Origin of the sequence: Methanoregula sp., from assembly GCF_049690535.1 — an archaeon.
GTDB lineage: Archaea > Halobacteriota > Methanomicrobia > Methanomicrobiales > Methanospirillaceae > Methanoregula.
Genome location: NZ_JBAVMX010000106.1, coordinates 1 through 14,000, shown reverse-complemented (window position 1 = coordinate 14,000; position 14,000 = coordinate 1). Strand labels below are relative to the sequence as shown.

Genomic DNA, 14,000 nt, shown 5'->3' with positions numbered 1-14,000 from the left:
AAAAGACGAGGTCTACAATGGGAATATCGTGATCGTCGATATCTCGCGCCTCAAAATGGACAAGATCTCCTATGAGCGCGTCTTAAAGGACTTAAAGGAAGTCGCAAAGGATGTCAACGGAGATATCATCGGCCTCGGCGACCAGCGGTACGTCGTCCTGACACCGATGTCCGTGAAGATCTCGCGCGACAAGATTGGCGGGGCATAACCCTTTGCGCACGATCGTTCCGGGACCGTGTCCATACTGCAATACCGAAATAGAATATCTCTACCAGACGGAAAATATCCCCTATTTTTCTGATATTCTTATTATCTCTGCCATCTGCCCGTCCTGCGGTTACCGGTACGTGGATACCCAGCTCCTCAAAGATGCCGGGCCGGTGCGGTACGAGATGCGGGTCACGACAAAAGAAGACCTAGATGTACGCGTAGTACGGAGCATGACCGGTATCTTAGAGATCCCGGAGCTCGGCGTCCGGATCGATCCGGGCCCAGCCTGTGAAGGGTTCGTGAGCAATGTTGAAGGAGTGCTCGACCGGATCGCCCAGGCTATCAAGATCGCGGTAAAAGACGGGGACGAGACGGAGAAAGAGAACGGCCGCGTGCTCCTTGAAAAGATCGAATGCATCAAAGCCGGCGGGTTGCCTGTAACAATAATCATCCAGGACCCGATGGGAAACAGCGTGCTTGTCTCTGATAAGGCAGAGAAAACCGCATTCGTGCCGGACGAGCCGAATGCGTGCGGGGACTAAAGTCCCCCGTGTTTTTTAATTTTTTGTGAAGATATTTTTCACACTAAAAAAAAGAATCGCAGCGGGAAAAATCCCGACTCAGATAATCTGTACGTTCCCGAGCCACGCACCCGGCTTCTCAATGACTTCCCCGACCACCCGGGCGCCTTCCACGAGTTTTGTCACCGCGTCCACCGATGCCGGCGGGACGACATAGGAGTACCCCATGCCCATGTTGAACGTCCGGTACATCTCGACCGGCGAAATCTTCCCGGTCTCCTGTATCCACCGGAAGATTTCCGGGGGAGTAAGCGGGTTGTCGAACCGGAACCCGAACTTTGAGAGTCGCAGGAAGTTCAACAATCCGCCGCCCGTGATGTGGCACATCCCGTGCACCGTGCAGGTGTCGGCCACATGCAGGCTCTCGTGGTAGATCCGGGTCGGTGTGAGGAGTTCGCGGCCGAGCGTCTTTCCACTCGAAAGTTTCTCATCGTAGTCTGCATATTTCTCCACAACATTCCGGGCAAGCGAGAGGCCGTTGCTGTGGATGCCGGTCGATGGGACGCCTATAATTTTATCGCCGGGCCGGATCTTCTCACCGGTTACGATCCTGTCCTTTGCCTGGACACCCATGCAGGTACCGGCAAGGTCAAGGCCGTTTACCAATCCCTTCAGCGACGCGGTCTCGCCACCCACGATGTCGATGTTCGCAAGCCGGGCCCCCTCATTGAGACCAAGGCCGATCTGCGCCATCTTTTCAACCGAGAGCCGGTCAGTCGCGATATAATCCACAAACGCGATTGGCTCCACGTGCATCACGTAGAGATCGTTCACATTCATTGCAATGCAGTCGATCCCGACCGTGCTCCAGTCCTGCAGTTTGTCTGCCACGAGCATCTTTGTACCCACGCCATCGGTGGTGAGGGCAAGGGCTTTGGGGCCAAAATCGATCAGGCCGGCAAAGTGGCCGACGTTCCCAAGCATCGTGTAACTGCCTTTCCGTTTGAAACTCAGGTTTTTGATGAGCGCCCTGATTGCGGTCGCTTCAAGATCGATATCGACGCCCGCTTCGCTGTACGCATTTGTGGTCATTCACATTCCTCCGAGAGCCGGAACTCGTCATGCAGCACCCGGACTGCACGCGGGCCGTCTTCCTGCCGGACGACAAACGAAATGTTTGCCTCGCTTGAACCCTGCGAGATCATCATCACATTGATCCCGGCCTTACCAAGAGCGGTAAAGATCCTCCCGCCCGATCCTGCGGCCCCGGCCATACCGGCCCCTACGACGGCAACGGCGCAGACATCCTTGTTGTGTGTTACTTCCCGCACAATGCCATCTTTCGCAAGAAAACCAAGGGCAGCAACCGCAGTCTGGAGGTGTGACTCATCAACGATAAGTGAAATGTTCGCCTCGCTTGAACCCTGGGTGATCATCATCACGTTGACTTCCTTGTCGGCAAGCGCGGAGAAGATCGCCTTTGCGACCCCGGGCCTGCCGATCATCTGGGCGCCGTTGATGTTGATCGAGGCGACCTTGTCGAGGTAGGTGAGTGCCTTAACGACCCGGCTGTCCCGGTGGCCGTTTCTCACGATCATCGTGCCGGGGGCATCGGGATTGAACGTGTTTTTCACCCGGACAAGGATGTTCTTTCTCATCGCGGGATCAATCGAACGGGGGTGCATGACCTTTGCACCGAAGTACGAGAGTTCCATGACCTCGATGTACGAGACGCTGTTTAAGACACGGGCATCGTTGATCACTCTGGGGTCTGACGTCATGATGCCATCGACATCCGTCCAGATCCAGATCTCGTCCGCATCGATCCCGGCCCCGATGATGGACGCGGAATAATCAGATCCGCTCCGGCCAAGTGTCGTGATGATCCCGCTTCCGGTACAGCCCATAAATCCCATGATGACCGGGATCTCTTTTTTTAAGAGAGGCCCGATCTTCTTTTTTATCCGATCATCGCTTTCAACGAGTGCGGTTGCCTCCCCGTGCTGGGGAGTCGTAAGGATACCGGCCTCGCAGCCGTCAAATACGGTCGACGGGATACCGCGCTGGCGGAGAGCCGCACCGACAACCGGTGCAAGCAGCCGTTCCCCATATGAGATGACGTAATCCTTTGACCGGGGCGTGAGCTCCCGCAGGTTGTGGATCGCAGAAAGAATGTGCTGGAGACTTGCGAGCCGTTTCTCAATAACCGCTCCGACTTCATCGACATAATCCGGTGCAGCCCCTTCAAGAGTGGTCATATGACGTTTGCGGAGCGCAGCAATGAGCGGCGCAACCTCCGTGCAGTCCGGTGCAGTGGGAAGTTTTTCTGCAAGAGCGATGAGCTGATCGGTCACGCCACGCTGTGCAGAGACCACGACCGCCAGTTCATCACCGGCGTTATGGTGTTTTTCAAGGATGTCAACAACACGCCGGATACACTGCGCATCGGCAACGGAAGTCCCGCCAAATTTCATCAGAAATCTCATTTCGGCTCACTCTGGCTGTACCATTTATTTATGTAACCATACGACGCACAGAATTATAATATGCATGCAGACGACGTGGTGGACTGCCATGTGCTGGTAATAGGGAGCGGCGGCGCAGGCGTGCGGGCGGCAATCGAGGCTGCGGGCTCAGGCGACACCGTGCTTGTCACAAAAACCATCGCGGGAAAAGGCGGCTGTACTACGATGGCCGAAGGGGGCTACAACGCAGTGCTCCGAAAAGATGACTCCTGCGAGATCCACTACGAGGACACGCTCAAAGGGGGAGCATACCTCAACGACCCGGAACTCGTAAAGATCCTCGTGCAGGAATCCCCGCTGCGTATGGACGACCTGATCCGGTGGGGTGCGGTCTTCGATTTCACAGACACCTGCGAGATCGCCCAGCGCGCATTTGGCGGCCAGCGGTTCCCACGGACCTGTTATGCGGGCGACCGGACCGGCCACGAGATGATGATGACGCTCGTGGAGCAGCTAGATTCTGCGGACGTCACAAAACTCCAGGAAGTGACCGTGATCGATCTGCTCAAAGACGGCGACCGGGTCTCGGGCGCGATTGCGCTTGACGAAAACGGATCGATCGTTGTCCTCAAAGCCGACAGCACGATCCTTGCAACCGGTGGCGGGGCACGGGTCTACGATGTCTCCACGAACTCTTCAAGCGGGACGGGCGACGGGTTTGCGATGGGCTATCGGGCGGGAGCGGAACTCATCGATATGGAGATGATCCAGTTCCACCCGACCGGCGCCGTGTATCCGTACGATGCCCGGGGCCGGCTCATCACGGAAGCGGTACGAGGGGAGGGGGGCGTCCTCAAAAACCGGCTCGGCGAGCGGTTCATGAAAAAATACGATCCCGACCGTATGGAGCTCTCGACTCGTGACGTGGTCGCCCGGGCGATCGCGACCGAGATCGCAAACGGCCGGGGCACGCGGCATGGCGGGGTTTACCTCGACGTCACACACCTTTCACGGGAGCAGATCGAGACCCGGCTGCCGGTGATGCTCGAACAGTTCCTCAAGTTCGGCGTGGACATCCGGACCGAACCGATGGAAGTCGCCCCGACCGCTCACCATATCATGGGCGGCCTGAAAATCACTCCCGAGTGCAAGACCACGTTGCCAAGCCTTTTTGCCTGCGGCGAATCTGCCGGCGGGGTGCAGGGGGCAAACCGCCTTGGCGGAAACGCCCTTGCCGATACGCAGGTCTTCGGGAAACGCGCCGGGGAATTTGCAGCCCGGGCGGAGAAAAGGGTAAAGAAGATCGACCCGGCCCAGATCACCCGGCAGGAAGAGCGGTTCGACCGGTTCCTTGCAGGAACAAAAAACCCGGCCGCAGTCCGGACGGAACTCCAGCAGGCCATGTGGAATTGTGCCGGGATCTTCCGGGATGAGGCGGGACTCAGAAATGCGCTCACCGTGATAAACCGGCTCATGCAGGCGCCGCTTAAGGCAGTGTCGGTGAAAAACCTCGCGGACTGCTGCATTGTCGAGAACATGTGCCTGACGGCATCGCTCATCTGCCACTCGGCACTGATCAGGCCGGAGTCCCGGGGCGCCCACATGAGGATCGATATTGCGCAGGAATGGGACGCGGCGCACTCGCCGTACGGCCACACATTCATCGCGAAAAACCGCGAGGGGATCGAGAAGCGGAAGGTAGCGGCATGAAGTTGTTGCACGTAAGAGTCCAGCGCTTTGACCCGAAAACGGACAAAGACCCTCATTTCGAGTCCTACACGGTCAGCGTAAACGACGGTGCCCGGGTCCTCCATGTCCTGCACGCGATCCACGATACGATCGATCCCACGCTCGCGTACCGGTACTGCTGCAGCTCCGGGCAGTGCGGGAGCTGCGCAGTCCGGGTGAACGGGGAGCCGGTGCTTGCCTGCATGGAGGAGGCGCAGGACGGCATCACGATTGCGCCCTTAAATCTCCCGGTAAAACAGGATCTCGTCGTCAATCTTCTCCCGAAGATCGAGCAGATCGCATCGCTGAAACCGGCCGCAGCGGGGGAATCAAAATTTCCAACAAAGGAACAGATCGACACGATCAAACCCCTGCGGGACTGTATCGAGTGCCTTGCCTGCGTCTCGGTCTGCCCGGCGATGGACGTGACAAAATTCCTCGGGCCGACCGCAATGAGGCAGGAGATGAGGCTTGCCCTTGACCCGCGTGACACCGGCGACCGGGTACCGGACGCGATCCGGGACGGCCTGTTTAACTGTACGAGCTGCCAGGCCTGCTATACGACCTGCCCGAAAAAGATAAAGATCCCGGGAAAAGCGATCGAGAAACTCAGGGCACTCGCAAACCAGCGGGGGTTCACGCTGCCCCGGCACCGGGAAGTCGCCGCACTCATCAAAGAGACCGGCAGGAGTGTCACCCGGACCACGCCAACATTCATGGAGCTTGTCGGTGAAAGGATCGAGCCGAACGGGCCGGCAAAAGCAACCGTGGGATTCTTTGTCGGCTGCATGTACAACATGCGCCAGCAGCAGTCCGCGCTCGATGCGATCGAAGTCCTCAAAAGAAACGGCATACGTGTGATCATCCCTCATGATCAAATTTGCTGCGGATCGCCCCTGATCCGGACCGGCCAGCTGGCTATCACCGATTCCCTCAGGCAGCGTAACATCGACGCGTTCCAGTCCCGGGGCATCGACACCGTGATGACGATGTGCGCTGGGTGCGGTTCGACCCTCAAGAACGATTACGTGACGCCGTTTGAGGTGCTAGACATCAACCAGGTGCTCACGAAGTACGGGATCGAACCCCCGGCCCGGCTCCCGATCAAAGCGACCTACCATGACCCTTGCCACCTGATGCGGGGGCAGGATGTGAAAGACGAGCCACGGCAGCTCATCCGGCAGGTGGTCGATCTGGTCGAGATGCCATCCATCTGCTGCGGGTCAGGTGGCGGGGTGAAATCGGGAGTGCCCGAAGAAGCAGCAGCCCTCGGGAAACGACGGGGCGATGAAATAAAAAAGACCGGGGCAGATCTTGTCATCACATCCTGTCCGTTCTGCGAGTTCCACATCGCGAGTCACACGGACAAGCCGGTGAAAAATATCGCAACTGTTTTGCTCGAAGGCTACCGGGAGAAAGACCGGTTGGCGGAGAAGAGGAAAGAGTAAATGTGTTATTCAGTAACTGGAGTCTAAAACACCCCCCACAATCCCACCTTCCTCTCTCCAAATCCGGGCCTAATCTGGTCTCCGATTTCCTGTTTCCGGACCCCGTATCCCATCTCCACAGGAACCGATGTCCACACCTCTGGAAAATCCCGATTTGATCGCTTATTTTTAAAAATGCCTCGATTTAAGGGCTACTTAAACCTGCATAATAGCGGGCTTCTGTTGGCAGGATTTTTGGGATCGGCCAGTTGGTCATCTGACAGGGAGATCGACCATCCGGAGGCCGCTGTGAGCGTTTTTCAATTTTACGTCGGAAAAATCGATCCGTAGAAGGTGGGATCGACAGTGGTTCTGGGGAATGGGAACGCTCTTGGGGGCTGCCGCCCCCGCCGCGTAGGCATCCCCAAAGTGAGATAATGCCGTATTACCTGTAACGCAAAGATGGAAAGATTGGAGGTTTTCTTGTGCAGGTAATACCGAGTGAATCGCAATGCGCCCCGTCCCCCTCGGGGGACTGGTGGCGCAAGAGGGGGGCTGAATGATATTGTCCGGATCTTTTCCTGTACGAAATCTGGCTGGTCCCGGAAATTTTCCGGCATTTCAAATTTTCATCCGAAAAAATCCGGCCATAAAAATTTCGAACCGTGCAACCGGAAGGCGATCGGTCGGATCAATTTTCGAAGACCCACGGCATCTCCGTAGTGAGACCTGCAACAAGGAGGAATTTTTTCGAATTTCGCAGCGATCTTCCGGAATTTTTTGAGCGCGGGAAATTTCACTCTATAATGAATTTAAACTCTCGATGAGTAGTAAACACTATGAACGCTCATACTATTGCATGGATCATCCTTGGCTTTGGTGCACTGGTGATGATTTTCGGCTCCGGTTTCATGATTTCCCAAAGTGTTTCACTGCCCGCTGTACTTTATGGTTTTGGTACAGCTGTTACTCTATTCGGTGCTTCTCAAATTGCCAGTTTAAAATCAGGTCAGAATCTTCAAGCACGCTTAGACAAAATTGAGAAAATGATTGGAGAAACCAAAAAATGTTGAGTTGTAAAATCATATTTTTTTCAGCATTTAACAATGTGTCATTTCGAAATCGTTGGCAGCCTGACCAGATTTTTCCTGCCCGATCCGCACCCGTACACCAGTAAAAAAAGATCAGCCCTGTTTCATCACGTACTCAAACGCTTCGAGCGCAGCCTTCGCCCCGTCACCGGCCGCAATAATAATCTGCTTGCTTTTGACAGCGGTCACATCGCCAGCAGCGAAGATCCCGGGCCGGCTCGTGCATCCGTCCACGTCAACGATGATCTCGCCCCTGTTGTTTAGGTCCACCAGACCACCAAGGATCTCAGTGTTTGGCGTCCAGCCGACTTCGATAAATACGCCGTCGACATCGATGTTCTGGTCGTCCTCGCCTTCAGTTGTTATCGTAATCCGCTCGAGGAACGGATCACCGGCAAGCGCTGTGATCTGCGAATGCTGGTGCACGGCGACATTTTTTATCCCCTCAAGTTTTTTCACGTACACCGGATCCGCTTTGATCGTGCTCCTTACGATCAGGCTTACCGATGCTGCGATCCCGCTCATTTCGACTGCGGTCTGGAGCCCGGAGTTGCCGCCACCGACTACGGCAACCTTCTTTCCCTTGTAGAGGGGGCCGTCGCAGGTCGAGCAGATCGAAAGCCCGTGCCCCATGTATTTCTCCTCACCCGGTACTCCGAGCGTCCGGGGCTGTTTGCCCTGCGTCAGGATCAGGCTTTTTGCTTTCATCGTGATCCCGGACGCGGTTTTCACCGCAAAAAGGCCGTCCTCCGGTGCAATACCGCTCACCCGGCCCAGTTCAAGCCGGACATCAAGCGTGCGCACCTGCTCCTCGAACCTTTTCATCAGGTCTTCACCGGTGATCATCCGGTAGCCCATGTAATTCTCGATCGCCCAGGATTCAAGCGCCTGGCCACCGATATTTTCCGATATTATCAGGGTCTTTAAGAGTTTACGTGCGCAATACACACCTGCGGTCAACCCGGCCGGGCCGGCGCCCACGATAATGACATCATACTGCCCGCTCCCGGCCGGTGTCCCGAACAGTGCGTTCAACCGCTCTGAGTCATACCCGACAATAACATCATCATCGACTGTTATAACCGGTACCCCGCGCTGGCCCGAGAGATCAATCATCTTCTGCGCCGCCACGGCATCTGCACCGACATCGATGGCAGTGTAAGCAACTCCCTGTTTATCGAGGAACGCCTTTGCCATCCGGCAGTACGGACAGTTTTTGGTGGAATAGACGGTGACCATACTCATGAATGCGAAGAGGTTTCCGACGGATATAAAGATTGTGCAGGTGCATGTGACGGGCAAAGCACAAACGCAAATTTCTTTTCCCGTGAGCCCTAATACACCCATTATACAAAAGACTGGAGAAGTGCCTTGCACATGAACGCCGGCTGTAACCCTTACCGGGGAATTGTCTGGGGAATGGTATTTGTGCTGCTGATCAGTATTCCCGCCGTTGCTACAGCATCCGGCACGGCGCCTGTTACCAGCGGCCCGGCGGTCTATCTCAACTTCAACGAGGGAAGTGGCAGTGCAGCCCTTGATGCATCCGGGAATGGAAACACCGGCACGATCCACGGCAGCGTACTCCGTGTTCTGAACAGCGGTTGCGTGAAAGCGCTGATACTGGACGGGAATGCAAATTACGTCTCCATCCCGTACACCTCACAAAACCATCCCACCGATGCGATCACGGTCTCTCTCTGGTTCTACGTAAACAACACGGCACCCCAGACACTAATCTCGACATACGATAATGGAGGGGGGTACCGGCTTGGATTCGGTGACGGGGACGATCTCTGGTGGACGCTGGCCCTTGATAATTCCAGGGATGTGTCGGTAGTTATTCCGCACGAGAGTATCAGTACCGGGCAATGGCACCACGTGACCGGTACGTATGACCGCCAGACCTCCGATATTTATCTTGATGGCATTCTCCGCAACCAAGTAAATACAACCGGGGTAATCCGCTACACAGATGCTAATTATGTTCAGGTCGGCGCCAATGCAGGGAATGTAGATACACCCGACCAGAACCAGCCCGATTATCTTAACGGGGGGATCGATGAGGTCAGGATTTACAACCGGGCACTTTCCTACGGGGAGGTCATGGATGACCGTTTCCAGTGCACCGCTGCTCCGGGAACAGGGATCCTGTCGCTCCCCAACAGTACGGCCCCAGCCTTTCTTACTTCGGGCACTATCGTACTGGGTGTCGGGGAGAGCGCATCACGGGACCTGACCTTTTCAAACCGGACCGAAGAGGGGGTCTGGCATATTGCAGTCCCACCCGGCTCGCAGCTGACCATTCAGGCTACGGATGCCTATTCAGGAGTCTACCCGGATGAGTGGTACGTGGAGCTCAAAGATCAGGACACCCGGCTCACGCGGGCGGTTGCTTTCCCGGCCACCAACAACGCACCCGTCACCGGCACCATCGTATCAGGCAATGCCACGGTGCTCGTACACTTCTTCGGCGGCACGGGCCGGTTCCCGGCGGGGGTGAGCGTCGCGTTCACCGCGACAGAGCCACAGAAACCGAACCCGGTATCGTCGCTGCCAAAAGCAATCCTCGAATATCCAATCATCGTGATCTACTCTGCATCATGGGCGACGCTGATTGCTCTTGTGGTGGTTATATTCTGGGCCCATAAGCGACGCAGCAAAAAACCATAAACCCATTTTGATCAATTCACGATTCAGGACCGGACTCCTATAACTGGATGGAGTACGGGGTGCAGTGGATTTTCGAATCACAGATTTAAAAAAAAGTTAAAGGGTAATTTCGCGGAACTGCTTTCCGAATACCCCGCAGATCGGGCACTTGTCCGGGGCCTTTCCGATCTCGATATTGCCGCAGACCGGACAGAGGAAGATCGACTCCCTGCCGAGATCATGACCGGCTTTGAGAGCGGCAAGTGCTTTTTTGTACAGGTCTGCATGAACCGCTTCTGCTTTCATGGCAAGGGTAAATGCAAGCACCGCATCGCTCTTCTTCTCGGCTTCAGCCTCTTTGACAAAGGCAGGGTACATGGAGGAATACTCGTGGGTCTCACCTTCGATACTTCCCTCAAGGTTCTTCTGGGTGGTATCGATGATCCCGAGTACTTTTAAGAGCTTCTTTGCGTGGATCGCCTCAGCTTCTGATGCTGCCTTGAACAGTGTTGCAACATTTTTGAACCCGTCGGCAGCAGCTTTTTCGGAAAACGCAAGATACTTCCGGTTTGCCTGAGATTCGCCGGCAAATGCATCCATTGCATTCTTTTGGGTTGTCATGAGGGAAGGTATAGTCAGAGTTTTACTTAAAGATTCTTCATAGGGCAGAAGGATCATAAAATTGTCCTGATGCCGGCATCTGTCGGAATAAATATGAAAGAGGTTATAGACCGGGGAAAACCACGCATACGTATGCATGAACAGGTGCCGGTACCGTGTATCTGCCAGCCCCGGGTCGTATCATGAAAAAGATGAAAGATGTCCCCGAGCATGACCGCCCGCGGGAAAAGATCGCAAAAAAAGGTGTGGCGGCACTCACCGACACTGAACTCATCGAGGCCATCCTTGGGAGAGGGGTGATAAACCGGGACGTCCGTATGATCGCAAAGGACCTCTCCGCGATGTTTGGCGATCATACCCGGGAGATCCGGTATGAAGATGTGCTGACTATCGGGGGCATCGGGCCGACAAAAGCCGCCCAGATCATGGCCTGCCTTGAACTCGGGCGCCGCAGGTACGAACCCTCCGTTACCATAAAGATCCAGAAACCGGAGGATATCCTGCCGCTCGTGGGAACCTACCGGGAAAAACCGCAGGAGTATTTTATCTGTATCAGCCTGACCGGTGCCGGGGAGGTAATCAGGAGCCGGGTGGTCACGATCGGTATCCTCAATCACAGTCTCGTCCATCCCCGGGAAGTATTTGCCGGTGCGATCACCGACCGGGCAGCATCCGTCATCTGCGTACACAACCACCCGTCAGGATCGCTTGACGCAAGCACCCATGATATCGCCATCACCCGGCAGCTCCATGAGGCAGGAACCCTGCTTGGGATCCAGCTTCTAGACCATATCATCATCACAAAGACCGGTTTTTCCAGCATGAAAGAGAAAGGGCTGGTCTGATGATCCGCGGGCTCGGGTACAGATAATCCGGAAACGGTAATTACATAGGGTGTAAAGTGTAGTTGGTCAGCTTTACCCAGATGGATATTCTTTTTTGTCGGTCTGGTGTCTTTTTCAGAGTTGAGCGGATGTAATCTGTGGTTAATCCATTATTTCTCATGTGGCTGCCCGGCTGCAGCAAGCGACACTCCCAAAGCGTGTCCCTTTTTATATGCTGCATCGAGGATATCCGGCCTTGTTTTGACATCCTTGATCCGGTCCATGCCATTTATCAGGAGCTCGTCCCGGTACTGGCAGTCGATGATGTCAAAAAAAGCCCTGACCGTCAGTTTTGGTCCGACAAATACTTCCGGAATATCCATCCCGGAGATGCAGATGAAAAGACCGTTGCGTCCTGCTTTCTGATCCGGAGACACCAGAGGTTGCTTCCGGTGGTACTTGGCCATGAAAAAGACCTGGAACCGGTCCATGAACGATTTGAGCGTGCCGGGAATTCCCATCGTCATTACCGGGGTCGCGAGGATAAGGCCATCCATATCTACAAATTTCGGGTAAATCTGCTGCATATCATCGTCAAGGATACAGGTCTCGTGATCCTGGCAGAAAAATTTCTCCTGACAGCCCTGGAAATCGAGGTTTGCAACCGTTATGAGCTCCACATCACAACCGGCATCCCTGGCTCCCTGCATTGCCCGTGCAAGCAACTGTGCGGTGTTGCCTTCAGGTAGGGGACTGCCTAAGAGTCCGATGACCTTTTTGCTCATACCAGCATTGGGGAAAAAAACGCAATATAGCTTCGCATATGAAACGATTGTGAGTAGACGTCAGGGAGAAATGACCCAGTTCGTACTAACAGGTTCTGTCAAGTTGTCGGCAGGTAGCCTATCTCAGATAAGCCTGTCAAAAATCGGCAGTTGTGGTTTGTGAAAATAAGAATTGATGGTTATTAGCGGTTTGGATCGTGACAAAACTAAACAAAATATTCGGGAAATTCGTCTTTAAACGTTTTTAAAACTTCGTGACATATTTGACGAATATTGGCCAACTCGGGCTCAGTTAACGAAAATTTTCTATCGGGATTTCCAAATTCCCATCCTAATGAGTTAAATCTGGTTAAATCGGCATATGCTTGATTTAATTCTGGGTCTATATGTGCCCCGCCATCTTTATTGCAGACATTAAGAACTAAATTTTTTCGAGAAAATTCATTTTTACACAAGTCTATAATTACCGTCTCATTCCACCATTGATCAAAATCACTTTTCCGATTTACATTTACTGTGGGAGGGCGGTTGTCAAGAGGGGCATGATAGGAGGCAAAAGGTTTGCCATCTTTGACGCCCATCCCGATATTAATAAGTCTCATTGTTGCTAAATTGCCCGCGCAATAAGTTGATGCAGTATTGTAAAATTTTATTTTTTTCTTGTTTAGTAGTGTCATTAATGAAGTGGAAGACGATGTATCATGCAATAATATCCGAAGTACCATAGCTATCCTTTTTGCCTCGCTTGTATACCCCTCGTCATATGCTTTTGCAGAACGTTGTAAAAAGTCAATTTGTTCTTTTAAATGAGTTTTAAGTTCCCCTTCTGATTGAATTACTGGCATTATAATCCCCTGTGATTTGAATTGTGACAAATCAGTGTATTTCGTTCTTTGTAATCATCAAACATTTTTGATTTCTGATTTCTGATTTACCATAATCATCATCAAGTAAATGCAGTACTTCTCGAATGGTATCATTCTCTACAGTTAATTTTTCACTTTCCTCTCCATCTTTTTTAGAGAATTTTACATTTAATTTATAGTTTAATGCAACCTCTTTGAGTTTTTCAATTTTGGTTGCGTCCAATTGCTTTGCCGTCACAATACGAGCTAGTTTTTTAATTAACCGTGCATTATCGCCACAATAACTAACCAGATTGTCAACGGAATCAACTAATTTTGTTTCTTCAAGGTAGCCACGATTGTTCTCAATTACCAATGAAAAAGCCTCTTTGAAATCAAAAAATGACTCAAAAGGATAATGAAAGAAAATATAGACGTCAGATAACCAAAAATTTTCAGTATCTATTTTGGTTATTTTTGCTGGATTTTTGGGGTTTGGAATGAGAACTGCTGCGTCGAAAATTTTTTCGATTGTAATTATTTGGTCATCAATTTCGCTAAATTGTCCCTCGGCTCCAAAAAAATATGCAATTTTGTCTTTTTCAAGCAATCTTTTTGGGGTGTTCTTTTTAAATAAATAGATTGTATTGATTTCGTTTTCAATTCTGACAGCGTAACCGTGTATTTTGGAGAGGTCTTTTTTAGTAATTATTTTTATATTTTTATCGGCAATTCCTGCGATAAACTCTGAAAGATGGGGGACGTCTTTAAGTGGCAAAGTCTCAATAACTGTATCTCCATCTGTGCATGGGAGGATATCATAACCAATTA

General features: G+C 52.9%; 14 protein-coding genes. 7 read left to right on the top strand and 7 right to left on the bottom strand.

All coding sequences use genetic code 11. From position 1 onward, the window contains the following. A partial coding sequence (locus tag WCE46_RS08005) for a cell division protein SepF (RefSeq protein ID WP_424733171.1) occupies positions 1-208 on the top strand: 208 nt, incomplete at its 5' end. A gap of 4 nt (positions 209-212) precedes the next feature. Continuing rightward, positions 213-752, top strand: coding sequence for a ZPR1 zinc finger domain-containing protein (locus WCE46_RS08000; protein WP_424733170.1), 540 nt, complete (start codon positions 213-215; stop codon positions 750-752). Between the two features lie 78 nt (positions 753-830). Here WCE46_RS08000 and purM read toward each other — a convergent pair whose 3' ends face one another. After that, positions 831-1,823 (bottom strand): phosphoribosylformylglycinamidine cyclo-ligase, encoded by a 993-nt coding sequence (gene purM, locus WCE46_RS07995; RefSeq protein ID WP_424733169.1) that lies wholly within the window; start codon positions 1,821-1,823, stop codon positions 831-833. Continuing rightward, positions 1,820-3,205 (bottom strand): aspartate kinase, encoded by a 1,386-nt coding sequence (locus tag WCE46_RS07990; protein ID WP_424733168.1) that lies wholly within the window; start codon positions 3,203-3,205, stop codon positions 1,820-1,822. The genes purM and WCE46_RS07990 overlap by 4 nt, the downstream gene beginning before the upstream one ends. A gap of 72 nt (positions 3,206-3,277) precedes the next feature. Here WCE46_RS07990 and tfrA point away from each other — a divergent pair, with 72 nt between their 5' ends. The 3 genes from tfrA to WCE46_RS07975 all read left to right on the top strand — a co-directional run bounded on the left by tfrA (position 3,278) and on the right by WCE46_RS07975 (position 7,424). Next, positions 3,278-4,906: a fumarate reductase (CoM/CoB) subunit TfrA gene (gene tfrA / locus WCE46_RS07985; protein ID WP_424733167.1), complete on the top strand. Its 1,629-nt coding sequence runs from the start codon at positions 3,278-3,280 to the stop codon at positions 4,904-4,906. Beyond that, the gene (gene tfrB, locus WCE46_RS07980; RefSeq protein WP_424733166.1) at positions 4,903-6,372 is read left to right on the top strand and encodes a fumarate reductase (CoM/CoB) subunit TfrB; all 1,470 of its coding nucleotides are present in this window, start codon (positions 4,903-4,905) and stop codon (positions 6,370-6,372) included. Before tfrA ends, tfrB begins: the two co-directional genes overlap by 4 nt. An 818-nt stretch (positions 6,373-7,190) precedes the next feature. Further along, positions 7,191-7,424, top strand: coding sequence for a hypothetical protein (locus tag WCE46_RS07975; protein ID WP_424733165.1), 234 nt, complete (start codon positions 7,191-7,193; stop codon positions 7,422-7,424). A gap of 111 nt (positions 7,425-7,535) precedes the next feature. Here WCE46_RS07975 and WCE46_RS07970 read toward each other — a convergent pair whose 3' ends face one another. Then, the gene (locus tag WCE46_RS07970) at positions 7,536-8,687 is read right to left on the bottom strand and encodes an FAD-dependent oxidoreductase (protein WP_424733164.1); all 1,152 of its coding nucleotides are present in this window, start codon (positions 8,685-8,687) and stop codon (positions 7,536-7,538) included. A 174-nt stretch (positions 8,688-8,861) separates the two neighbouring features. On the opposite strand from WCE46_RS07970, the gene WCE46_RS07965 reads away from it, so the two are divergent. After that, a complete protein-coding gene (locus tag WCE46_RS07965; protein ID WP_424733163.1) occupies positions 8,862-10,115 on the top strand; it encodes a LamG domain-containing protein in 1,254 nt (417 codons plus the stop codon). 96 nt (positions 10,116-10,211) lie between these two features. On the opposite strand, the gene WCE46_RS07960 is transcribed toward WCE46_RS07965, so the two are convergent. Beyond that, the gene (locus WCE46_RS07960) at positions 10,212-10,715 is read right to left on the bottom strand and encodes a rubrerythrin family protein (protein ID WP_424733162.1); all 504 of its coding nucleotides are present in this window, start codon (positions 10,713-10,715) and stop codon (positions 10,212-10,214) included. A 182-nt stretch (positions 10,716-10,897) separates the two neighbouring features. On the opposite strand from WCE46_RS07960, the gene radC reads away from it, so the two are divergent. Next, entirely contained in the window at positions 10,898-11,560 is a 663-nt protein-coding gene (radC, locus tag WCE46_RS07955) for a RadC family protein (RefSeq protein WP_424733161.1), read from the top strand. Between the two features lie 149 nt (positions 11,561-11,709). Here the strand turns inward: radC and WCE46_RS07950 are convergent, their stop codons facing one another. The 3 genes from WCE46_RS07950 to WCE46_RS07940 form a co-directional block, all read right to left on the bottom strand. After that, positions 11,710-12,324, bottom strand: coding sequence for a flavodoxin family protein (locus tag WCE46_RS07950; RefSeq protein ID WP_424733160.1), 615 nt, complete (start codon positions 12,322-12,324; stop codon positions 11,710-11,712). A 206-nt stretch (positions 12,325-12,530) separates the two neighbouring features. Continuing rightward, positions 12,531-13,169 (bottom strand): hypothetical protein, encoded by a 639-nt coding sequence (locus WCE46_RS07945; RefSeq protein ID WP_424733158.1) that lies wholly within the window; start codon positions 13,167-13,169, stop codon positions 12,531-12,533. 31 nt (positions 13,170-13,200) lie between these two features. Next, the coding region (locus tag WCE46_RS07940) for a Kiwa anti-phage protein KwaB-like domain-containing protein (protein WP_424733157.1) at positions 13,201-14,000 on the bottom strand (800 nt) is incomplete at its 5' end.